The organism is Microbacterium trichothecenolyticum (assembly GCF_000956465.1).
Taxonomy (GTDB): domain Bacteria; phylum Actinomycetota; class Actinomycetes; order Actinomycetales; family Microbacteriaceae; genus Microbacterium; species Microbacterium trichothecenolyticum.
The window spans coordinates 256886-280147 of the sequence record NZ_JYJA01000037.1 but is presented as its reverse complement, the minus strand read 5'-3'; the positions used below and the strand labels follow the sequence as shown (position 1 = coordinate 280147).

Genomic DNA, 23262 nt, shown 5'->3' with positions numbered 1-23262 from the left:
GAGTAGTCGGTAGTAGGACCATTGTGAGAGGTGAGTCGAATGTCCACTGAGAACCAGACCGACCGGCCCGTTTCCTCGGCTCCGGTGCTCGAAGTGAAGAAGATCGTAAAGACCTTCCGACACGTCGAAGCACTCCGAGGCGCAGACTTCGATGTCCGAGCTGGCGAGATCGTCGGCCTCGTCGGAGACAACGGTGCGGGGAAGTCCACGCTGATCAAGACCATCTGCGGGGTCTACGAGCCCACCTCGGGGGAGATCTTCGTGAACGGCAACAAGGTGGACATCGACTCACCCTCCGTGGCTCGTGGGCTGGGCATCGAGGTGGTGTACCAAGACCTGGGACTCGCCCCTGATCTCAGCGCCGTCGAGAACCTGTTCCTCGGGCGGGAGATCATCCGCGGCGGCAAGTTCGGGCAACTGTTCGGATTTCTGAATCGCCGCGCCATGCTCCAAGAGACGAACGAGGCGATGGCCAAGTTCAAGCTCGAGATCGTCAAGCCGACCCGTGAAGTCGGCACCATGTCGGGCGGTCAGCAGCAGCGAGTGTCGATCGTGAGTGCCGCGATGGGCGAGGGGCAGGTGCTGCTTCTCGACGAACCGACGGCTGCTCTCGGCGTCGAAGCCCGCCGCCGGGTGAACGACCTCATCCGCAACATCCGCGATGGGGGGGCCGGCGTGGTCATCATCAGTCATGACCTCCCCGACCTTCTCGAGATCGCGGACCGCATCCACATCATGCGTCAGGGCCAGCGAGTGGCCGTGCTCGACCGCGAGGACTTCGACCTCGAACTGATCGTGGACATCATGTCAGGAGCCTTCGTATGAGCACCTCAGTACCCGAGTCGGCGGGCAATCCGGCGGACGGTGGCGCGACCGGGGCCCCCGTCACGCGCACGATGCCCCGTCTCTCGGCCAAGTCGCAGATCTTTACGATCGATGACCGCACCTCAACGGTCGCCGTCGTTGAGTCGACGAAGTCGGTGCGCAACTTCGGAGCCCAGGCGCAGCGCCTCGGCCTTGTGATCGCGCTCGTGGCCCTGTTCGGCTTCTTCGCGATTATCGAGCCCCAGGCGTTCCTCAGCCCGATCAACATGCGGGCGCTCGCGGAGACAGCCGTGCCGATTCTCATCGGTGCGGTGGCCATGACCTTCATTCTGGCCAGTGGCGGCATCGACCTGTCCGTCGGCAGCGTGATCGTCTTGTCCGGGGTTACCGCGCAGACATACTGGGACGCCATGGGCGGGCGGGACGTCAGCGGCGAAATCCTCCTCGTAGGCATCCTGATCGCCCTCGCAACGGGTGTGGTGTGTGGCCTGATCAACGGGATCATCATCACCAGACTCGATATACCCCCGCTGATCGCCACTCTCGGGATGATGGGTGCCGCGCTCGGCGCCGCGCAGTTGATCACGGGGGGGCAGGACAAGACCAACGTCCCTGAGATCCTCACCGAAGCGGTGCGGCTGCGGCCGTTCGGCATTCCGGTGACAGTGTTCGTCGCACTGGCGATTGCGATCCTCGGTGCGGTGATCCTCAAGAAGACCCGATTCGGCCTTCGCGTGCTTGGCATCGGATCGGACGAGCGGATGCTCAAGCGCCGCGGTATCGGCGTCGACGCGTACAAGGTCCGCATTTATGCTCTGTCGGGGCTGCTCTACGCCATCATTGGCATCCTGACTCTCGGTCGGTTTTCCACGACTGCGATCGGCGGCCAAACGGAAACACCGCTGGTGATCATCGCAGCGGTTGTCATCGGTGGCACGAGCCTCTTCGGTGGATCCGCGACGATGCTCGGGACCCTGATCGGTGTGCTCATCCCGGCCGTGCTATATGACGGACTCGTGATCGCCGGCATCGAGTCCTACTGGCAGGAAGTTGTGATCGGCATCGTCCTCATCGTTGCGGTCTTCTTCGACCAGCTGCAGCGACGCCGTCGGGGCACCTGATCCGATCCAGCCGTTCACGAGCGCTCGTGACCGGCGAGCCCCATACGCAGTATTGGAAGTAATTAGGAAGGAATGCGGTAGCGCAAATGTCAGACGCGGCGAATGAGACGAAGCCTCTCGGCTGGGCGGTAATCGGTACCGGTTGGATGACCCGCACGCACATGGTGCGGGCGATCAACAAGGCCTCCGGCAGCAAGGTGGTTGCCGTGTTGAGTTCCTCGCAAGAGCGTGCCGAGGAGTTCGCGAAGGAGTTCGACATCCCGAACGCGTACAGCTCGCTTGACGACCTGGTCGCGGACCCGGCAGTGGATGTCGTCTTCGTCAGCTCGACCAACGAGCTGCACAAGCCCCAGACCCTCGCCGCAGCGTCTGCCGGCAAGCACGTGCTGTGCGAGAAGCCTCTGTCGACCAACATCCAGGACGGGCTGGACATCGTCGAGGCCTGCCGCGAATCCGGTGTCGTGCTGGGCACCAACCACTACCGTCGACTCAAGACCACGATCCAGACGGTCCGTCGCCTCATCGCCGAGGGGGCGATCGGACGCCCGATCCTCGCTCGCGCGACGAGCACAGGATGGCTGAGCGAAGAGCAGCAGACTTGGCGACTCACAAGTGTCGAGGCTGGAGGAGGTGTGGTGCTCGACATCGGCGTGCACGACGCTGATCTGCTCCGCTACCTGCTGGACGACGAAGTCGACGAGGTGTCGGCAGCGACCGGGCACAGCGGTCTGCTCAAGGGCGAACTCGAGGACTACGCGGTCACTACGCTGCGATTCCGCAACGGAACGATCGCAACGTCGACGGTGAGCTTCTGCACCCCCGGTTCCATCGGAGCGATCGAGGTCATGGGATCCGAGGGCACGATCTTCGCGCGTGACCTGCTTGCTGACAAGCTCGGCGGAGAGATCTACCTCCGCCGGGGCGGACTGGACCTCGAGAAGGTCGACATCGGCTCCGAAGAGGAGCACTATGCGGAGGCTGTGCACCAGTTCAACGAAGCCGTCCGCGGCAACGGCGCACCGGCGGTCACCGGTGAAGACGGTGTCCAGTCTCTCGCTGTGGCCATCGCGGCGCTGCGTTCTGCCGAGCGCGGAACGGTGGTCAAGCTCAGCGAAGTGCTCACCGAGAGCGCTCTCGTCGCATCCTGAGCTGGCGAGCCGCGGGACGACCTATGCGGAAGGTGTGTCGTCCCGCGGCCCGCTGTTTTCATCGCACGGCGCGACTCGTGCGATACACGATCGTGAGTGGAGATCAAATTGGAAGAGCGATCTGCGGCACCGCCGCAACTCGTTGTCATGGGCGTATCGGGCGCTGGAAAGACCACCGTCGGTCAAGCACTGGCCGAAGCGCTGTCTCTTCAATTCGTTGACGCAGACAACCTCCACCCGGCGTCGAACGTTGCGAAGATGGCCGCAGGCATTCCCCTGAACGATGAGGATCGATTCCCGTGGCTAAGGCAAGTCGGAGCCGAGTTGGACCGCTTTCAGGGTGAGGGAATCGTCCTCGCGTGTTCGGCGCTGAAGCGGCGGTACCGGGATCTGATCCGGGAGCAGGCGGCGGGGACCACCTTCGTTCACCTCTCCGCGAGCGAGCGCGTCCTGGCAAACCGCGTGATCGGCCGTCCCGGCCACTTCATGCCGGCGAGCCTGCTGCAGAGTCAGATTGCGACGCTGGAACCCCTCGAGCAGGGGGAAGCCGGAGTGACTGTGGACTGCTCTCAACCGGTGGCGGAGTTGGTACGAGAGGTCGTTTCAGCGCTCACCGCGGCCGCACCAGGCGCGGAATCGCACGCTCTCTAGGCTGCGCGCTGCCGCACCTTGCTGTGGAAAGGAGCCACCGTGATCGATCGCGAACGATTCCCCGTCGACCCGTGGCGTCTGGTCGAGACGTCGTTCGAATCGTTTGACGCGAGTGTAACGGAGAGCATCTTCGCTCTGTCGAATGGCTACCTGGGTCTGCGCGGCAATCAGCCCGAGGGGCGTCACGCGCACGAGCACGGCACGTTCATCAACGGGTTCCACGAGACGTTCCCGATCCGTCACGCCGAGCAGGCCTATGGATTCGCCGAGGTCGGTCAGACGATCATCAACGCCCCTGACGCGAAGGTCATGCGCGTCTACGTCGACGACGAGCCGCTGTCGCTCGATGTCGCCGACGTGCGCGAGTACGAGCGGACGCTCGACATGCGCGACGGCGTGCAGCGCCGGCACATCCTGTGGGTCACGCCGTCGGGCAAGGAGGTGCGGATCGATTACGAGCGGCTGGTGTCGTTCGAGGAGAAGCACCTCGCGGTCATGACGGTGGACGTCACCGTGCTGAACGCCGACGCGCCGGTCACCGTGAGCTGCCAGATCCTCAACCGGCAGGACGGCGAGGACGTCTACGGCGGCACGCCGCTGGCGCCGCGCAAGGCCGGGTTCGACCCGCGCAAGACCGAGAAGCTCGAGGAGCGCGTCCTGCAGCCGCAGGAGTACTGGCAGGACAAGCTGCGCTCCGCCCTGTCGTACCGCGTCACGGACTCGGGCATGACGATCGCGGTCGTCGCCGACCATCTGGTCGAGACGGCGAACGAGTACACCTCGCGCACGCTCATCGAGCCCGACATCGCGAAGAACGTGTTCCGCGTGAACGCGAAGGCCGGAGTGCCGATCCGGGTCACGAAGCTCGTGAGCTACCACACGTCGCGTGGCGTGCCCGCGCGCGAGCTCGTCGACCGCTGCCGCCGCACCCTCGACCGCGCCCTCGGCGAGAGCGTCGACGCGATCCGCGCGCAGCAGCGTGCGTGGCTCGACGCGTTCTGGGAGCGTTCGGACGTGCGCATCGGCGGCCACGACGACCTGCAGCAGGCGACCCGCTGGTGCCTGTTCCAGCTCGCGCAGGCCTCGGCGCGTGCCGACGGACAGGGTGTGCCGGCGAAGGGCATGACGGGCTCGGGGTACTCCGGGCACTACTTCTGGGACACCGAGATCTACGTTCTCCCGTTCCTCGCGTACACGACGCCGTTGTGGGCGCGCAACGCGCTGCGGATGAGGTACCTGATGCTGCCCGCCGCGCGTAAGCGCGCGTTCCAGCTCAACGAGGCGGGCGCGCTGTTCCCGTGGCGCACGATCAACGGCGAGGAGGCTTCCGCCTACTACGCGGCCGGCACCGCCGGCTATCACGTGAATGCCGACGTCAGCTTCGCGCTCGCGAAGTACGTGCGGGCGACCGGCGACACCGACTTCCTCTTCCGCGAGGGCGTCGACATCGCCGTCGAGACGGCGCGGCTGTGGGCGACCCTCGGCTTCTGGCGTTCGAACGACGGCGTGGTCGACGGCGAGGGCGACACGTTCCACATCCACGGCGTCACCGGGCCCGACGAGTACACCACCGTCGTCAACGACAACCTCTTCACGAACGTCATGGCGCGGTTCAACCTCCGCTTCGCCGCCCGCACCATCCGCGAGATGGCGGAGGCCGACGGCGAGGTCTACCGTCAGATGGTCGACCGCCTCGCCCTCGAGCCCGGTGAGCCCGAGGCGTGGGAGCGGGCCGCCGAAGCCATGCACATCCCGTTCAGCCCGAGCCTCGGCATCCATCCGCAGGATCATGTGTTCCTCGAGCGCGAGATCTGGGACCTCGAGAACACCCCGCCCGACAAGCGGCCCCTGCTGCTGCACTTCCACCCGCTGGTGATCTACCGGTACCAGGTGCTCAAGCAGGCCGACGTCGTGCTCGCGCTGTTCCTGCAGGGCAACCACTTCTCCGACGAGGACAAACTCGCCGACTTCGAGTACTACGACCCGCTGACCACGGGCGACTCGACGCTGTCGGCGGTCGTGCAGGCGATCCTCGCCGCCGAGGTCGGCTACCAGGACCTCGCGCTCGAGTACTTCCGGCAGTCGATCTTCGTCGACCTCGGCGACCTGCACCACAACGCCGCGGACGGCGTGCACGTGGCCTCGGCCGGTGGCGTCTGGACCGCACTCGTCGCAGGATTCGGCGGCATGCGCGACCACTTCGGTGAGCTGTCGTTCAATCCGCGGCTTCCCGTCTCGTGGCCGTCGCTCGAGTTCGTCCTGCACTGGCACGGCACGCGGCTGGTCGTCACGGTCACCCGTGAGGAGCTGCGTGTGCGCGCCACGGAGGGCGACCCCGTCGGCTTCAGCGTGCGAGGCGTGGGCTACGTGGTCGGCGCGGGCGAAGAGGTGGTGGCACCGCTCGACGGGCAGGGCCCGGTGATCCCGGGGCGTCCGTCGCTGCGCGAGCTCGGCGACGCCCGCCGCGAGGACGGTTCCCTGATGTCCGCGTCAGTGCCCACCGTCACAGCCGCGATCCCCCTAGTAGTCGAGGACGGGGTAGTTGGGTCGAGCACCTCAGGGTGAGGGCGGCTTGAGTACCAGCCCCGCCGATCGCTCCGGCAGCCGGCCGACCGTGCTGCACGCGCTGCGGCGCCCTCGCCTCGTCACGCGCGAGGTCGTCGCCGGCCTCGTCGTCGCGCTCGCCCTGATTCCCGAAGCGATCGCCTTCTCGGTCGTCGCGGGCGTCGACCCGCGCGTCGGACTGTTCTCATCGTTCGTGCTCGCCGTCGTCATCGCGTTCGCCGGCGGGCGTCCGGCCATGATCACCGCCGCCGCGGGCGCGGTCGCGCTGGTGATCGCACCCGTCGCGCGCGAGTATGGCTCGGACTACCTCATCGTCACGATCGCGCTGGCCGGCCTCATCCAGGTGCTGTTCGCGGTGCTGGGCGTCGCCCGGCTCATGAGGTTCATCCCCCGCAGCGTCATGGTCGGCTTCGTGAACGCCCTCGCGATCCTGATCTTCCTGTCGCAGATGCCGCAGCTCGTCGACGTGCCCTGGGCGGTGTACGTGCTCGTCGCCGCGGGTCTCGGCATCCTGTTCGTCTGGCCGCGCATCACGCGCGCGATCCCCGCACCGCTCATCGCGATCGCGGTGCTCACGGTGGTCGTCGTGGTGTTCGGCCTCTCGGCGGTGCCGAACGTCGCCGACCAGGGCGAGCTGCCCCGGAGCCTTCCGGAGCTCCTCATCCCGAACGTCCCGCTGACGTGGGAGACGCTGCAGATCGTCGCGCCCTACGCGTTCGCCGCCGCGCTGGTGGGGCTCCTCGAGTCGCTGATGACCGCGAAGCTCGTCGACGACATCACCGACACCCACTCACGCAAGACCCGTGAGGCGTGGGGACTCGGCGTCGCCAACATCGCGTCGGCGTTCCTCGGCGGCACCGGCGGCTGCGCGATGATCGGCCAGACGATGATCAACGTGAAGACGTCCGGCGGTCGCACGAGGATCTCGACGTTCATGGCGGGCGTGTGGGTGCTGATCCTCGTGGTCGCCCTCGGCGACATCGTCGGGCTCATCCCGATGGCCGCGCTCGTCGCCGTGATGATCGTGGTGTCGGTCATGACGTTCGACTGGCACAGCATCCGTCCGTCGACGCTGAAGCGGATGCCGCTCAGCGAGACCCTCGTGATGCTCGTCACCGTCGTGGCCACGGTCTGGACCCACAACCTCGCCGTCGGCGTGATCCTCGGCGTGCTCGCCGCCATGGTGCTGTTCGCCCGCCGCGTCGCTCACTTCACGACCGTGACGCGCGAGGTCGACGGCCACACCGCCCGCTACCGCGTCGACGGCGAGCTCTTCTTCGCCTCGAGCAACGACCTCACCACGCAGTTCGAGTACGCTGCCGATCCGCCGCACGTCGTCATCGACCTCTCGCGCACCCACGTCTGGGACGCCTCGACGGTCGCCGCCCTCGATGCCATCGTCACGAAGTACGAGGCGCGCGGAACGAGCGTCGAGCTGTACGGGATGACGGATGCTGCGGCCCGCTTCCATGGCCGCCTCAGCGGAGAGCTCGGCTCGACCTGATCAGGCGTCGGTCACGGAGCAGGATGCGTCGTTCACGGGTAGGTGGCTCGCGAGTGCGGACGTGCTGAGTGGGAGTTTCGTGGGGTCGACACGCGCCACGTCAACCGCGAGCTCGGGCGTCGGCTGCAGCCTTGTTCGCGGGGGCATCCCAAGGCGTCAGAATTGTTGCCGCGACAGCGACGAGGATCAAGACCAGTGGGATCAGCATGGCCGTGCGCAGGCCAAAGTGCTCGCCGAAGAAGCCGAGCACTGGGGGACCCACGAGGAATGCGAAGTACCCCGCGGTTGCGACAAGCGAGAGTCGGGCCGCGGCGTCTGGTCCGGAGTCACCCGCGGCGGACAGCGCAACGGGGAAGCCAAGGGAGGCGCCGAGACCCCACAAGATCACGGCGGCTACCGCAAGTTGTGGGTTGGGAGAGAGCGACACAACTGCGAGCCCGATGGCCGCACTGATGGCGCTCGCCGCCAGCACGGGACGTCGACCCAAACGATCGACCAACGCAGCCCCCGCAAACCGGCCAACGGTCATTGAGATCGCGAAGATGGCAAACACCCCCGAACTCCACGCCGGGTCGAAGCCATGACCGTCAACCATGATGAGCGGAAGCCAGTCATTGGCTGTGCCCTCTGCGAGTGCCATCGCGAGGAGGATCACTCCGATCAGTTGGATCCGCCTGTCGCGGAGCAGAGATGACGTGCTAGCGACGATGTCGCCGTCATGACGGGCGGATGCCGCCCGTCGACCTACCCCGCGGGGAATCGCCGGCACCGCCGCGGGCACCGCGACCAGACACACGGTCGACACAGCGAACAGGTGCCAACTTACGGGCATCGCGATTGCCGAAAGCGCCATTCCGACCACTGCCCCGATGGCCGTACCCAAGCTGAAGCAGCCGTGCATGACGGGCAGGAAGGAGCGGTGGGTGAGTTGCTCCACCTCACCCCCGTCCACGTTCATCGCGACCTCTGCGGAGCCCATCCCCAGTCCGCAGATGCCGAGTCCGATCGCGACGATGACCATGGTCCCCGACATCGACCCGGCAGCGACCACTGGCAGGCTGAGGGCCGATCCGCTGGCCCCGAGGAGGATGACGGTGCGGGTTCCTAACCGTGCCACAAGCGACGCGGAGAACAGGATGCCGATCATCGAGCCGATCGCAAGCCCGAACATCGCGAGACCCATCTCTGCAGTAGATGCAGTCAAGGAATCCCGTATCGCCGGGGTTCGGGTGACCCAGGACGCCATCACCAGCCCTGGCGTGAAGAACAACACGCAGAGCGCGAGGCGCCGGGAAGCTGTTGCCCGGGCAGCCGTACTCCGACGTTGAACCGCGCGCGATGGCTCTGAGTGAGACGGTCTCTCCCTCAAAGTCGGACACGCTCGCCGGATCGTGAGGACGTCTGAATCGCGGTCGCGACGCTGAGGGCTCGAGTCGCTGTCTCACCATCGACGATCGGCGCCCCCTCCCCGCCGGACGCCGCGACGAACGCTCTGATCGTGCGTTCATACGCATTTCCACGGTCCTCGACATCAACACGACGCTCGCCGCGTGCGTCGACGAGGGAGACCTCCCCGATCGGATCGGGGGTCATGATCTCCGGTGCACGGATGCTTCCCGCGGTCCCGTGTACTTCGGCGAGACTGCGCGCGAATGGCGTGGCGTAGCTGTCGTGGAAGGAAGCAATGACGTCATTCTCGTATCGGACCACTGCTACGGAGGTGTCTGCGCTCTCAGACGGGCGTTCTCCGTGGGCCACGGTCACGGCAGCAACCTCCACCGGACGCAATCCGAGAAGGTGCTCAGTCACAGACGCGTCGTGGGTTGCGATGTCTAGAACGATGCCAGCGCCAGGTCCGCTACCAAGACGCCATCCAGCCAGATGTTCGGGGAGTAATCCGGTATTGCGGATCGCCACGCTGAGAGGACGTCCAATCGCCCCGCTCGCCACAAGCTCGCGGATCTTGCGATGCGTCTCCATTGCGGGGAGATGATGATTGATCGCTAGCGTCACCCCGCGATCGCGGCAGAAGTCTGTCATCGCCGACGCGTCGGAGACGGTCACGGCGATCGGCTTCTCACAAAGCACGTGCTTGCCCGCAGTCGCCGCCGCCTTCGCCTGGTCAAGGTGGCGCTCGTTGACACTGGAGATGTAAACCCCGTCGATGTCGTCACGGGCCAGCAGCTCCGCGAGGTCTGTGTGCACTGAGGGGATCCCGTTCCGCGCCGCAAAGTCATCGGCATGGTAACCCGACCCGCTGCTCACGGCGGAAATTCGCTGACCAAGCGCTCGAATCGCAGGGATCACCCGGGTATCCGCGATATCGCTGGCGCCGACCAGGCCCCAGCGGAAGAGTGCGACGTCAGTCATTTTGTACGATTCCTCGCTTCAGAAGGCACGCGTCGACGCGGTGGTGAGTTGGGGAGGCCAGCGCCCCGCGCGACAGCGAGCGTCCCGTGGAAGACGGAAGTCCGGGACCCCGCACCGGGGCCCCGGACAATCGCTCCTCAACGTTTCTATCGGTGAAGCAACGCGGTGGATACGAGCCAAGTGTGCAAATCACGCGCGGCCGATTGCACACCCTGACAGCCGAGTCCGGGTCCATCGCGTGGCTGGTCACAGCCGCCTTGGACAGTCATCGAGCTCATAAGGCAACCAGATGAATAAGACAAGATGACTGACCGTTGTCTGATACATGCCGCATTTGTAGCCTGACCAAAGTCGATCTGGGCTGAAGGAGGAGAGATCCGATGGTTGGATACGAGCGATTCATGGCTGACGAGCTGCCAGAGCTGACCGAAGAGGAGAAGCGGTCGCCTTTCAGCGGCTTCTACAAGCGCGACATCGGGGATCTCGCGCCTGAGATCGCGGCCGCGTTCCAGCCCGGCGTGACCATCGATCCTTCGGAGGCGGTCATGCCTGAGGACCTCTGGGAGTATCTGCTTCCCGACGGGCCCACGCCCGAGATGGGGTACTGCCTGCTTCCCAACGGTGCCGGATATACGTGTCTCGTCGCTGACGTGCCCGGCGTGACCAAGGCGATGTTCGACTTCCGGCTGCGTCTCGTCCTAGCCGACCACATGGGCTTCATGATCGAGTTCCCAGGCAAGCAACTCGGACATTGGGAAGGCCTCTGCGTCGAAGACTTCGGCGTCGGCTACATGCACGGCACCATCCTCACTCGCAACTACTCCGCGTACGAGCTGGGGTACCCGACTCATCCGACGCTCGCCAACCCGGAGATCGTTGAGTTCATCGCTAAGGAAGCCGACGAGATCTCACTTGAGGGCCCGATAGACCCGACGCGTGGCAAGTGCATGGTGGTGTTCGTGACGAGGGAGACGGCGACCGGTCTGCGCTGCTGGGCGATCACCTACTCTGGACTGCATCTCGTCGATGGAGTATCGACCGCGGTGCTGGCGCCGGACGAGGAGATCACGCTCGAGATGTGCCGCCTGCGCGGCCTGCACCACGCCTACGAGTACGTCGGGCGCAAAGAACTCCTCGACCAGTACTACGAGGAGTACAAGGATAAGCAGCTTGCTCCTGCGAAGCCCTGGCCCGAGCGGTTCCTTCCGTACCGCCACTGACGGCGCCGCCACCCCCTGACTTGACTAGCAACGTTCGAGGGCCGACATCGGAGTCGACCTCGGGGAACGCGAGAGGTCGCGGTGGGGCCCACGTAGGCGCTCGGTCACCGTCGGCGTGGTCCGGGTGCCGCGCAGCGGACGTAACGCGTCAGGCGCGATAGCGCATCGGCACGGAGGACACGACGTCTACTTCGCCGTGGAGCTCGCGCTCGCGACGCAGGTGCTGCCCGACCCCGACAATCCCGCCAAGGATCTCGGCATCCTCAAGATCGCCGACAACCTCCCCGTCTCGATCGTCGCCGCCGTCGCGTCCGCGCTGCTCGCGATCGGCGCCGCATCCGCTGCCGACCAGCACTTCGCCGCCCTCTTCCTCGCCGGTGCACTCTCGGCGATCGTCGGCGGCTTCGTCATCCTGCTCGTGAAGGGAGCCCGCTGATGTCCATCACCGATTCCGAATTCCTCTGGGGCGTAGCCACCGCCGGTCACCAGGTCGAAGGCGACAACGTCGACAGCGACGTCTGGTTCCTCGAGAACACGACGCCGTCGTTGTTCCGCGAGCGCAGCGGTCCCGCGTGCCGCAACTACCAGCGCTGGGAGGAGGACCTCGACATCGTCGTGGGTCTCGGTCTTTCGGCATACCGCTTCTCGGTGGAGTGGTCGCGCATCGAGCCGGCTCGTGGCGAGGTCTCGTCGGACGCGCTCGACCACTACGAGCGCCTCGTCGACGGATGCCTCGCCCGCGGCCTCGCGCTGCTGGTGACGTTCAACCACTTCGTCGCACCGCGCTGGTTCTTGGCGGCAGGATCGTGGCTGGCCGATGACGCCGCGGACCTCTACGCCGACCAATGCGCGCGCGTGATGGACCGCTTCGGTGATCGTCTCGCGGTGACCTTCAACGAACCGAACCTCGAGCAGTTCCTCCACTCGACCGGACGGCTTTCCCGACTTGCTCGAAGGCGTGAAGACCGAGATGCTCGCCGCCGCCACGCAGCGCGCAGGCTCTGACCGCTACTTCGCCGGCAATGTCATTCCCTTCGCCGCGCAGGATCAGTTCCAGGAGGCGCAGACGCTCGCGCACCTCGCCGCGAAGGCCGCGATCAAGAGCCGTCGCGCCGACCTCCCGGTGGGGCTGTCGATCGCTATCGCCGACGAGGTCGCGCTCCCGGGCGGCGAGGCCCGCCGGGATGCGAAGCGCGCCGCAGCCTACGACCACTGGCTGCGGCTCGCCGTCGCCGACGACTTCATCGGCGTGCAGAACTACGAGCGCATCGTGCACGGACCCGACGGCGAGGTGATCCCCGAGGGCGAGGTCAGCGGCATGGGCACGGTCATCGAGCCGGGCTCGCTGGCGGGCGCCGTGCGCTACGCCTTCGAGACCGCGGGCGTTCCCGTGCTCGTGTCGGAGCACGGTCTGCAGAGCGACGACGACACGCAGCGTGCCGCGTTCATCCCGGCGGCGCTCGATGCGCTCGCCGCGGAGCGCGCGGCCGGCGTGCCCGTGCTCGGCTACTGTCACTGGACGCTCATGGACAACTTCGAGTGGATCTTCGGGTACGGCCCCAAGCCGGGTCTGTTCTCCGTCGAACGCGCAACCTTCGAGCGCACGGCCAAGCCGAGCGCCGGTGTCTACGCGGAGTATGTGCGGCGCGCGTAGGGGAACCAAGGTTGAGGCCCGCTGAGTTACAGCGATGACGACCGACCGAAGATCAGCGTCGCTGCAATGCGGATTCCGCGCCAGGCCGAGGACATTCCCGAAGTTTGCTGAGCAACACGCGGGCGGGGCGTCCCGGTTATCAGGAACCGCAGCCACGAAGTGCGCTACGACGCGCTGACGACGGCAAGACGCGCGGCCGCGGGGGAATGAGCCTCCCTGGGGTCAAATCCCACCGTCTGCGCGGACATGGGTCTCGTGTAGTTGGCCGACCTTGGGTGTTATCCGAGCGCGCCGTGTAACGTGCTCGCTACGGAGTCCAGGTTGGCGCTGCGCATTAGCCGAGTGAGGCGCGTGCCCGCAGTGCGACGGTGCCTCGGTGAGGAAGGCGACGATGGCTGCGGCGCCTGCGCCCCGCGGTGGTGTGTAGAACCGGCCCCAGGTGATGACGGTCGCGAGCAGGATGCCGTGCGCCAGGTTGGCGATGACGATCGCGACGATGTTGATCTGGTCCCTCGAGATCATCTCCACGACTTCGGGCGTGAGTTCGCTGAAGCCGGCGAGGAGGTCCTGGAAGAAGGTCGCGTAGATGAGCAGGGTGAGGCCGAAGACGGGGACGGCGCCGACGACGGAGGCGACCAGGAAGGCTGCGGTCCCGGTGTGCTTCATGGATGTCGTCCGATCTGTTCGAGGCTTCGTGAGGGATCACTCGTAGCGGAGCGAGTCGACCGGATCCGCCTTCGCCGCCCGGGCGGCCGGGAGCGTCCCCGCGAGGAAGGCGATCGCCATGACAAGCAGGATGATCGCGGCGACCGAGGCCGGGTCGAACGCGATGAGGGTCAGCCCGGGGAGGTCGGCGAGCAGCGTCCCGGAGAGCACTGAGCTCAGCCCGGTGCCGGCCGCGATCGCGACCGCTGCGCCTATCGCGGATCCGAGGAAGCCGATGAACGTGGCTTCGAGGCTGAACAGACCGAAGAGCCTTCCGCTTCCCATACCCATCGCCTTCATCAGGCCGATCTCCCGGGTGCGTTCCTGCACCGACATGTAGAGCGTGTTCACGATCCCGAACGCGGCGGCGAGGAGCGCGATGATCGCGAAGGCGTTGAGGACGAGGACGACTCCGTCGATCACGGTGGTGATCGTGCCCAGCTGATCTGCGATCGTCGTGCCGGTGAAGCCTGCGCCAGCGAGTCGTTCCTTGAGCGCCTCCACCTCGGCGTCGGTCGCATCCGGGTCGAACCAGACGCTGGCGGACGAGTGCCGGTCCGCTTCCTCGGCGGGGATCCCGGTGGACTGAGCCTCGAAGAGTGCATCCGTGAGCGTGGCGTTGATCAGAATGCTGGAGCCTGTCGGCGAAGCGAGGGCCGCCTCCGTGATCCCGACGACGGTCGCGTCGATGCTGTGCCGGGTGCGCAGGGCGTCGGTGATCCCGATGGTGACGGTCTGTCCGATCGCATCGGCGTCGGTGTCGAACCCCAGCGGCTGCACGTACGACTGAGGGAGGGCCACCTGATAGTCGGCGGTGTCGTTGTCGGGTTCTGTGCCGTCGGCGAGGACCGTGGTCTGGCCGGCCACGAGGCTGCCGACCGAGGCGACGAACCTCGTGCCGTCCTCGAACTGAACGAAGTCCGGGCTGATGTTCCGCTGCGGGTCGACGCGGATCACTCCCTCGATTCCTTGAATGGTGTCGATGTCGTCGGGGGTGAGGGCGGTGACGGTCATCCCGGGAATGCCCGTGGAGACGGCGTCCGGATCGTACTCCCGCGGTTCATCCGTCGCGAGCGGATCGCCCGCGCCCTCGGCGGTCTTGGTTACCGTCATCGCGTCGGAGGCGCCGACTCCGGAGACGGTGTCGTCGATGTAGGCGTTGATCCCGGTGCCGAGGCCACTCGTGATCGCGAGGGTGAAAGCGCCGATGAAGATGGACAGGATGGTGAGGATCGTGCGGGTCTTCGACCGGAACGTGTTGGTGACGGCGGAGCCGATCAGATCGGGGGTCTTCACGCGGCCACCCCCTGGGCGGTGTCGTCGACAAGCTCGCCATCGCGGATCCGCAGCTGTCGGTCGCACCGGGCGGCGAGGTCCTCGTCGTGAGTGACGATGATGAGGGTGATGCCGTGCTCCCGGTTGAGGCCGAACAGGATGTCCTCGACGATCGCCCCGGTCTTGGAGTCCAGATTGCCGGTCGGCTCGTCCGCGAAGATGATCCGCGGGTTGTTGACCAGGGCGCGGGCTATCACGACGCGCTGCTTCTGCCCACCGGAGAGGTTGACGGCCTTGTTCTTGGCTTTGTCGGCGAGCTCGAGCTGCTCGAGCGCGGCGATGCCGCGGCGCTTGCGTTCGGGGGCGCCGACGCCGGCGATCTTCAGTGGCAGGGTGACGTTGTCGAGCACGGAGGCGTTGGGGACGAGGAAGAACTGCTGGAACACGAACCCGAAGGTCTTGTTCCTGGTGCGATTCAACCGTCGACCCTTCAGTGAGCGCGTGTCGATTTCCCCCAGCGTCAGGCGCCCGTTGGTGGGGGCGTCGAGGAGGGCGAGGATGTGCATCAGCGTGGACTTCCCGGAACCGGACTTACCGAGGATGGCGATCGACTCGCCCTCACCGATACTGAAGCTCACTCCTTTGAGCGCGTCGAAGCGGGTCTGGCCGCGGCCGTACGACTTGTGCACGTCGTCGGCGCGGATGATCGAGGTACTCATGGGATGGCTCCTGAATGCCCAAGTGGCGTGGTCGGTTGATGAGTCGACTTCCACCATCCGCTCCCCGCGCCGTTCATGCGTCACCCGGCCGCAGACACTCGTGTACCGCGGTCGCGGTATCTTCGGATCCCGCACGAGGGTGACGACCTGCCGCTCTCGTCGCGGCACACTGGTGGGGTGACCCGCGACCCGACCAGCCCGGCCCCGACGCCGGACACGCTCGCACCGCCGCACCCGGTGATTCCGGCATGGGTGGGCGATGTGATCGCTGCTGTCCTGATCGTCGCCGTCGCATTCGCCCCGCTGCCGGGACCCGAGTTCCGGCCGGACGGGTGGGCACAGCTCGCGCTGGTGGTCGCGCCCGCCGCGCTCCTGCCGTTCCGCCGGCGGTGGCCGGTCTCGGTGCTGCTCGTCTGCCTTGCGCTGTACGGAGTCGCGGCGTGGATCGGGTTGCTCTCACCCGGGATCGGACTGGGAGTCGCGATCGCGATGTTCGGCGTCGCGAATCGTTCCACCCGCCGCCGCACCGTCATCATCGGCGCGATCACCGTCGTGATCGTGTTCGTGTTCAGCATTCCGGCGGCGGTGGGCAGCGTGTTCGATCCACGGGTGTTCCAATTCGTCTTCGCGGTGGCGTTCGCCGCCGCCGCCGGTGACGGGGCTCGCTCACGCCGCGCGTACATCGCGGCGATCACCGAGCGCGCCGAGCGCGCCGAACAGACCAGGGAGGCCGAAGCTCGCCGCAGGGTCACCGAGGAACGGCTGCGCCTGGCGCGCGACCTGCACGACGCCGTCGCGCACCAGATCGCGGTGATCAGTCTGAACGCGGGCGTCGCCTCTTCCGCACTTCCCGGCCACCCCGAGCGCGCCGCAGCCGCCCTCGGCACGATCCGTGGTGCCGCCCGCACCGTGCTGGGGGAGATCGGCGGGCTGCTCGCGATGCTGCGCGCCGATGACCCGGACGACGGCGTCGATGCGCCGCAGGTCGGTCTGGAACGGCTGCCCGATCTGCTCGATCAGTTCCGCAGCACCGGCTTGGACGTGCAGGTGCGCATCGAAGGAGGTATCGATCAGGCGACCGGGGCGGTGGGGATCGTGGCGTATCGGGTGATTCAAGAGGCGCTCACGAATGTCCACAAGCACGGCGCCGAGCATCGCGCCCACGTCTTGATCGACGTGGGCACCGCTGCTCTGCGGGTGGTGGTGACGAATCCGGTCCATGCCCGCTCTGCTCGCGGGGGCGCCGGTACCGGGGTGGGGCTGATCGGACTGAGGGAACGCGTCGGCTCCGTGAGGGGGTCCGTGCACGCCGGCCCCGCACCCGGCGGGTGGAGGCTGTCCGCGATCCTGCCGCTGACGAAGGAAGGAGCCCCATGATCGACGTGCTCGTCGCCGACGACCAGGCGCTGATCAGGCAGGCCGTCACCGATATCCTCGCCGGCCACTCCGATATCACCGTCAGTGGTCGTGCCGTCGACGGAGCCGACGCCGTCGACCAGGCCGGGCGACTCCGCCCGGACGTCGTCGTGATGGACATCCGCATGCCCGCCCTCGACGGCATCGCGGCGACCGCCCGTATCTGCGCCGACCCCGCCCTCGCCGATACCCGCGTACTCATCCTCACCACGTTCGAGGAAGACGAGTATCTCGTGGCCGCGCTGCGCGCCGGTGCGAGCGGATTCATCGGCAAGGGCGCCGAACCTGAGGATATCGTGCGCGCCGTGCGCGCCGTGCACGCGGGCGACGCGCTGCTGTCCCCGGCGGCGACGCGCGCCCTGATCACACGGTACGTCACCGTCCCCGCGCGCCCGGCGCTCGAGACCATCCCGGAACTGGCGGAGCTGACAGATCGGGAACGGGAGGTGCTGCTGCTGGTCGCCAGAGGGCGGTCCAACCAAGACATCGCCGAGGACCTCGTCATCTCCCCGCACACGGCGAAGACGCACGTGAACCGGGTGATGACGAAACTGCACGCCCACGATCGCGCCCAGCTGGTGATCATCGCGTACGAGACCGGCCTGCTCGCCCCGGGGACCTGAGCGCGTACTGTGGACGCGGTACGCGAAAATGCCGCAGTGGGGGGACGCGCCACGGGCGATCGGCTCGGACGATTGAGGGGTGAGTGAATACCGCCCCGACACGACGACCGCGAGCCGGACCGGTTCCCGCCATATCCTGCCCGTCTTCGCCGGGCTGCTGGTGGCGATGCTGCTGGGTTCGTTGGATCAGACGATCTTCTCCACCGCGCTGCCGACCATCGTGGGCGAGCTCGGAGGGGTGAACCACATGCTGTGGGTGACCACGGCGTACCTTGTCGCGTCGACGATCATGATGCCGATCTACGGCAAGCTCGGCGATCTGATCGGCCGCAAGGGCCTGTTCATCGGGGCGCTGTCGATCTTCCTGATCGGGTCGGTCGTCGGCGGGCTCGCACCGGACATGACGTGGCTCATCATCGCCCGCGCCGTGCAGGGCGTCGGTGGGGGCGGGCTGATGATCCTGTCGCAGGCGATCATCGCGGACGTCGCCCCGGTGCGCGAGCGCTCCAAGTACATGGGGGTCATGGGCGCCGTCTTCGGCCTGTCCGCGGTCGTCGGACCGCTGCTGGGCGGGTGGTTCACCGAGACGGCGCACTGGCGGTGGGCGTTCTGGATCAACATCCCTCTCGGCATCGTCGCGATTGCGCTCGCCGCGTTCTTCCTCAAACTGCCGAAGCACGACACCAGGATCCGGTTCGACACCTGGGGCGTGCTCACCATGGCGATCGCGGTCTCCGCGATCATCCTGGTCGCGTCCTGGGGCGGCACCGAACATGAGTGGGACTCACCGCTCATCATCACGCTGATCGTCGTCGCGACCCTCTTCAGCGGGCTCTTCGTTCTGGCGGAGCACAAGGCGGTCGAACCGATCATCCCGCTCGCGCTTTTCCGTTCCCGGAACTTCGTGCTCGCCACGGTGGCCGGGCTCTTCATAGGTGTCGCGATGTTCGGCGCGATCGCCTACCTGCCCACCTATCTGCAGATGGTCACCGGCGTGAACGCCACGGTGTCGGGGCTGATGCTGATCCCGATGATCGCCGGTCTCATGGTCGGGGCGATCACCACCGGACAGCTCGCGGCGAAGACGGGACGGTACAAATGGATGCCGATCGCCAGCATGATCGGGCTTGGCATCGGTCTGTGGCTGCTGTCGACCCTCGCCGTCGATACGCCGCTCGGGGTCCTGATGAGCTATCTGTTCGTCCTCGGACTGGGCGTGGGCCTCGGCATGCAGATCCTCGTGCTCGTCGTGCAGAACTCGTTCCCCGACTCCCAGGTGGGCACCGCCACGGCGTCCAACAACTTCTTCCGTGAGATCGGCGCCTCCCTCGGCGGCGCGATCGTCGGCGCACTGTTCACGGCCAACCTGACGAGCCTTCTCGCCGAGCGGATGCCTGCGCGAGGGGGCGAAGCCGGCGATCTGAACTCGCTCACGCCGGCGATGGTCCGCGACCTGCCGGATCAGCTCCGGGAGACGATCATCGGCGCCTACAACGACGCCCTGACTCCGGTCTTCGCGACCCTGATTCCGATGGTCGTCGCCGGATTCATCGCGGTGCTCTTCATCCGGGAGGTGCCGTTGCGAGCTTCGAGGGATGACCGGGAAGCCGCCCCGCGGACCGAAGGCGGCGCTGATGCCGCGGAGTCCGCCGCGAGCGGCATGGCCGACGTCGACTCGTCTGCGTAGCGGCGGGGCAGGCGCCCCGCTTGCGAGCTGGAGGAGTGCGGATCGCGGGGGCGCGACCTGATGTGCGCGGATGTGCGCTTCGGTGCGTTCGGGGGGATCGTCGGTCCATCATGGTGGCGAATCGAGTCGGGAAACGATTTCCCACAATGATCGAGGAGGATCCGATGGTTCAACGGACTGCGAGGCGACGCTCGGCAGGAGTCGCCGCAGCCACGATCTCCGTACTGGCGGTCGCACTGCTGCCTGGCGTGAGCGCGATCGCCGCAGAGAGCGTCACGGACGTGTCGTTCGACTTCGGCCCCGTGGGCAGCGCGTCACCCGAGGGATGGATCGGGGTCGACCCCACCGTTGCGTACTCGCCCGAACTCGGATACGGCTTCACGACAGCCCCGAGGGACGCGAAGGACCGCGGCGGGGAGGACCTGATGCGCGGGGACTTCGTGAACTCGACACCATACGAATTCGTGGTGGACGTTCCGAACGGCCTGTACAACGTGACGGCCTGGATGGGAGACATCCAAGCCGGCTCCGGGAACCGCACAAACCTGGAGATCGAGGGGACGCTGTACCCGGGGCCCAGTACGCCCGGCGGTGAGATCCGTGAGCACACGTTTGCGAGCATCGCCGTGACGGACGGACAGCTGACGATCAAGGCGCTCCAGAACGTCGGCCGGCTGAACGGCCTGCATGTCTACGCGTTGCCGAACGCGCCGACTGGGTTCGTGGCATCCGATACCGACCCGGCGGCAGCGACTGTCACGCTGGCGTGGGACGCGATGCCCGGTGCAACCGGGTACACCGTGTACCGGACGGGCGGGGGACAGAGCCGCGTCGAGGCGGGCACGACGACCGAACCGACGTTCACCGACACCGGTCTCATCCGCGGAGAGGCCTATAGCTACACCGTGACACAGCAGCGGGGTGAGTACGCTTCCCCGGACAGCGATCCCGTCGAAGTGACCGTGGTCGACCCCGACGCCGAGGCACCCGCTCCGCCCACAGGATTGCGCGTCGAAGCGCTCGAGCGTGAGTCTGCCACCATCGCGTGGGACGGGGGTGGTGGGGACGCCCTCGAGTGGATCGTGTACCGGACGACGCAGACGGACATTCCGTTCGAACTGATCGCGCGCGTCGACGAGCCGACGTATGTGGACAACGACGTCTTCACGACCATCCCCTACATCTATCAGGTGGTCGCTGTCGGTGTAGGCGGCTCGTCGGAGGCCTCCGAGTCGCTCACGACGGAGATCACGGAGCGTCTTGTGCGTCCGATGGAGCGCCTCGACCGCGGCGTCGTCGCGGTTCGTGCCAACGAGACGGATGTGCATGTCAGCTGGCGCCTGCTCGGCCTCGACCCCACCGATCTCGGATTCGTCGTCGAGCGTTCGACTGGTGGTGCGCCCTACAAGACGCTCACTCCGGCGCCGCTGACAGGTGGCACCAGCTTCATGGACGCGACGGCCGATCTGTCGAAGTCGAACTCATACCGCGTGCGACCTGTGGTCGATGGCGACAAGCAGACTCCGAGCAAGGCGTTCACGCTGTCGGCCGACCACGCCATCGAGCCGATCGTGCGCATCCCGCTGCGCGAGGACAAGGGGCCGATCAAGTTCACGTGGACCGGTGACCTCGACGGCGATGGGGCGTATGACTACCTCGTCGACCGTCACAACGAGCAGCAGCAGATCGAGGCCTATCGCAGCGACGGGACCTTCCTGTGGTCTGTCGACTTCGGCTACAACAGCATCGACCAGGACAACGTGGAGGGCGGCTCGGCCACAATCGACGTCGGGCACAACGATGGTGTGGCCGTCTACGACTTCGACAGCGACGGCAAGTCAGAGGTGGCGATCAAGCTCGCGAACGGTGTCACGTTCGGCGACGGTCAGGTGTTCACCGGGGGATCTGACGATCTCGACCAGTACGTCGCAATCCTCGATGGTGAAACCGGCACGTTGCGGGCGACAGCGCCGCTCCCGGACAATTACGTGTCCGACGGCGCTCTGTACGTCCGTTTCAGCGTCGCCTACCTCGACGGCGAAACGCCGAGTCTCGTCGCGTACATGAAGAATCGCATCGGCGGGGGCCAGCCGGCGAGGATGAACCTCGCGCACGCAGCCTGGAACTTCGACGGTGAGCAGATCTCCGAACTGTGGCAGTTCCACCGCGGATCCCAGGATCTGCACGACGGCCACAACTCGCGGATCGTCGACCTCGATGGCGACGGGCGGGACGAGATCCTCGAGATCGCGTATGCGCTCAACGGCGACGGAACACTCCGGTACAGCCTCACCCCGCAGGACATCCGTCACGGCGACCGCTATTACGTCACCGACATCGACCCGGCACGGCCTGGACTCGAGGGCTACGGCATCCAGCAGACCCACGCAGGGAACCTCCTCGACTACTACTACGACGCGTCGTCCGGCGAGGTGATCTGGAAGCACTTCTCGAACAAGCCGATGGGCGAGGGCGATGCCGGTCGAGGCAACGTCGCCGACGTCGACCCGCGCTTCCCCGGTCTGGAGACCTACACCCTGGACGGCGAGCCCAACTGGGAGGCGAGCCAGATCGGGCTGTGGAACGCCGCGACCAACCAGCTCGTGGAGGCCGACACCGCGAAGCAGCCGTGGCCTGGCCACAACGTCTGGTGGGACGGAGACCCGCTCCGCGAGATCTGGCACGCCAACCCCACCCCCGACAACCGCGACGCGCGCGTCACGAAGTGGGACTGGGAGAACCCGACCAACTGGGACGAGACCCCGACGCTGCTGCGCACGGAGGAGTATGGCGCGGTCACCGCTTCCGGCGGTTCGGTGAATTACCTGCACGTGGGTGACATCTTCGGCGACTGGCGGGAGGAGATCGTCCTGACCACGCCCGAGTTCGACGAGCTGGTGATCTTCACCACCGACATCCCGACGGACCAGCGCCTCTACACACTGGCCCACAACCCGCTGTACCGCGGTGGAATGAACCAGAAGGGATACGTCCAGTCCGGCCAGGTCGACTACTTCCTGGGGCACGACATGGAACAGCCGCCGACCCCCGACATCCGTTACGCCGGCGCCGAGCCGGCAGCGGACACGGTGCGTCCCGAGGTGTCGCTGGTGGCGCCGTCGGCTGGTCTGGTGCGTGAGCTGCAGATTCAGGTCGACGCGTCGGACGCTGGTGGTCTCGAGAAGATCGTCGCGAACGTCTACCGCGGAACCCAGTTGGTCAAGAGCACGCAGACCAACGTGAACGGCGCTTCCTCGGGCACGCACTCGGCGACAGTCGGCCTGGCAGACGGCGCTTACACGATCAAGTTCAATGCTCACGACTGGGCAGGCAACGTATCGCGAACGGGCGCATTCCACGTCGTCGTGGACGCGAAGGCACCGACAGCAACAGTCAAGGAAGGGTCGAGCTTCACGCGCGCCACCGGCGATACGTTCGATGTCGTCAGCTACAAGCTGTACGACGCAGGCAAGATCGACCGCGTCGAGCTGAACGGCGTCGTGAAGGATCTGACCGACAACACCTGGTCCGACGTAAACGGCATCCGGCCGGGCGTCTTCGGCGCTGTCAGCGGCCCGAACGAGCTCGTCGTGTTCGATGCGGCAGGAAACAGCCAGAGCTACAAGTTCACCCTCAACTGATCTGACATCCCCACTGCTGCTGCCCCTTCCGGCTACGGGAGGGGCAGCAGTTTGGTTGTACGAGGGGTAGCGCGTGGTGGCGAGTCGGAGCAGTGCAGGATCAGAGAGTCGTAGGGCCTCAAACCAGGAGGCGAAGTC

The 23262-nt window shown here is 66.4% G+C and carries 19 protein-coding genes; 14 read left to right on the top strand and 5 right to left on the bottom strand.

Features of this window, described 5'->3' with window-relative positions:
- Nucleotides 1-39 precede the first annotated feature (39 nt).
- The 6 genes from RS82_RS14295 (at nucleotide 40) to RS82_RS14270 (ending at nucleotide 7814) form a co-directional block, all read left to right on the top strand.
- Complete coding sequence (locus RS82_RS14295) at nucleotides 40-825, top strand: ATP-binding cassette domain-containing protein (protein WP_045300519.1); 786 nt, start codon at nucleotides 40-42, stop codon at nucleotides 823-825.
- Nucleotides 822-1946, top strand: a complete 1125-nt coding sequence (locus RS82_RS14290) for an ABC transporter permease (protein ID WP_052676848.1) — start codon at nucleotides 822-824, stop codon at nucleotides 1944-1946. Before RS82_RS14295 ends, RS82_RS14290 begins: the two co-directional genes overlap by 4 nt.
- Nucleotides 1947-2032: 86 nt before the next feature.
- The gene (locus RS82_RS14285; RefSeq protein WP_045300517.1) at nucleotides 2033-3094 is read left to right on the top strand and encodes a Gfo/Idh/MocA family protein; all 1062 of its coding nucleotides are present in this window, start codon (nucleotides 2033-2035) and stop codon (nucleotides 3092-3094) included.
- A gap of 96 nt (nucleotides 3095-3190) precedes the next feature.
- Nucleotides 3191-3745 carry a gluconokinase gene (locus RS82_RS14280; protein WP_245619617.1) on the top strand — a complete coding sequence of 185 codons (555 nt, stop codon included), beginning with the start codon at nucleotides 3191-3193 and terminating at the stop codon, nucleotides 3743-3745.
- A gap of 39 nt (nucleotides 3746-3784) precedes the next feature.
- Nucleotides 3785-6310 carry a glycoside hydrolase family 65 protein gene (locus RS82_RS14275; protein ID WP_045300513.1) on the top strand — a complete coding sequence of 842 codons (2526 nt, stop codon included), beginning with the start codon at nucleotides 3785-3787 and terminating at the stop codon, nucleotides 6308-6310.
- Between the two features lie 7 nt (nucleotides 6311-6317).
- Entirely contained in the window at nucleotides 6318-7814 is a 1497-nt protein-coding gene (locus RS82_RS14270) for a SulP family inorganic anion transporter (RefSeq protein WP_045300512.1), read from the top strand.
- A 100-nt stretch (nucleotides 7815-7914) separates the two neighbouring features.
- Here RS82_RS14270 and RS82_RS14265 read toward each other — a convergent pair whose 3' ends face one another.
- On the bottom strand, nucleotides 7915-9087 hold the full coding sequence (locus tag RS82_RS14265) for an MFS transporter (protein WP_045300511.1): 1173 nt from the start codon (nucleotides 9085-9087) through the stop codon (nucleotides 7915-7917).
- A gap of 92 nt (nucleotides 9088-9179) precedes the next feature.
- Nucleotides 9180-10184 (bottom strand): Gfo/Idh/MocA family protein, encoded by a 1005-nt coding sequence (locus tag RS82_RS14260; protein ID WP_045300510.1) that lies wholly within the window; start codon nucleotides 10182-10184, stop codon nucleotides 9180-9182.
- Between the two features lie 401 nt (nucleotides 10185-10585).
- Here RS82_RS14260 and RS82_RS14255 point away from each other — a divergent pair, with 401 nt between their 5' ends.
- The 4 genes from RS82_RS14255 (at nucleotide 10586) to RS82_RS21685 (ending at nucleotide 13058) form a co-directional block, all read left to right on the top strand.
- Nucleotides 10586-11404, top strand: a complete 819-nt coding sequence (locus RS82_RS14255) for a DAPG hydrolase family protein (protein ID WP_045300508.1) — start codon at nucleotides 10586-10588, stop codon at nucleotides 11402-11404.
- A 196-nt stretch (nucleotides 11405-11600) separates the two neighbouring features.
- Nucleotides 11601-11840 (top strand): hypothetical protein, encoded by a 240-nt coding sequence (locus RS82_RS14250; protein ID WP_045300507.1) that lies wholly within the window; start codon nucleotides 11601-11603, stop codon nucleotides 11838-11840.
- Nucleotides 11840-12409 (top strand): family 1 glycosylhydrolase, encoded by a 570-nt coding sequence (locus RS82_RS21690; protein WP_211255941.1) that lies wholly within the window; start codon nucleotides 11840-11842, stop codon nucleotides 12407-12409. Before RS82_RS14250 ends, RS82_RS21690 begins: the two co-directional genes overlap by 1 nt.
- Nucleotides 12363-13058, top strand: a complete 696-nt coding sequence (locus RS82_RS21685; RefSeq protein ID WP_211255940.1) for a family 1 glycosylhydrolase — start codon at nucleotides 12363-12365, stop codon at nucleotides 13056-13058. Before RS82_RS21690 ends, RS82_RS21685 begins: the two co-directional genes overlap by 47 nt.
- A 222-nt stretch (nucleotides 13059-13280) precedes the next feature.
- Here the strand turns inward: RS82_RS21685 and RS82_RS14240 are convergent, their stop codons facing one another.
- From RS82_RS14240 to RS82_RS14230, 3 genes are read right to left on the bottom strand one after another with little or no spacing between them, the layout of a single operon-like run.
- Entirely contained in the window at nucleotides 13281-13724 is a 444-nt protein-coding gene (locus RS82_RS14240; protein ID WP_045300505.1) for a hypothetical protein, read from the bottom strand.
- Between the two features lie 36 nt (nucleotides 13725-13760).
- On the bottom strand, nucleotides 13761-15059 hold the full coding sequence (locus RS82_RS14235) for an ABC transporter permease (RefSeq protein ID WP_045300503.1): 1299 nt from the start codon (nucleotides 15057-15059) through the stop codon (nucleotides 13761-13763).
- The gene (locus RS82_RS14230; protein ID WP_045300501.1) at nucleotides 15056-15757 is read right to left on the bottom strand and encodes an ABC transporter ATP-binding protein; all 702 of its coding nucleotides are present in this window, start codon (nucleotides 15755-15757) and stop codon (nucleotides 15056-15058) included. Before RS82_RS14230 ends, RS82_RS14235 begins: the two co-directional genes overlap by 4 nt.
- A 177-nt stretch (nucleotides 15758-15934) precedes the next feature.
- Here RS82_RS14230 and RS82_RS14225 point away from each other — a divergent pair, with 177 nt between their 5' ends.
- The 4 genes from RS82_RS14225 (at nucleotide 15935) to RS82_RS21385 (ending at nucleotide 23124) form a co-directional block, all read left to right on the top strand.
- Nucleotides 15935-17134 (top strand): sensor histidine kinase, encoded by a 1200-nt coding sequence (locus RS82_RS14225; protein ID WP_052676846.1) that lies wholly within the window; start codon nucleotides 15935-15937, stop codon nucleotides 17132-17134.
- A complete protein-coding gene (locus RS82_RS14220; RefSeq protein WP_045300500.1) occupies nucleotides 17131-17796 on the top strand; it encodes a response regulator transcription factor in 666 nt (221 codons plus the stop codon). The genes RS82_RS14225 and RS82_RS14220 overlap by 4 nt, the downstream gene beginning before the upstream one ends.
- Nucleotides 17797-17875: 79 nt before the next feature.
- Nucleotides 17876-19483 carry an MDR family MFS transporter gene (locus RS82_RS14215; RefSeq protein WP_245619616.1) on the top strand — a complete coding sequence of 536 codons (1608 nt, stop codon included), beginning with the start codon at nucleotides 17876-17878 and terminating at the stop codon, nucleotides 19481-19483.
- A gap of 164 nt (nucleotides 19484-19647) precedes the next feature.
- Nucleotides 19648-23124 carry a rhamnogalacturonan lyase family protein gene (locus tag RS82_RS21385; RefSeq protein ID WP_157005589.1) on the top strand — a complete coding sequence of 1159 codons (3477 nt, stop codon included), beginning with the start codon at nucleotides 19648-19650 and terminating at the stop codon, nucleotides 23122-23124.
- The last annotated feature ends 138 nt before the right edge of the window (nucleotides 23125-23262 follow it).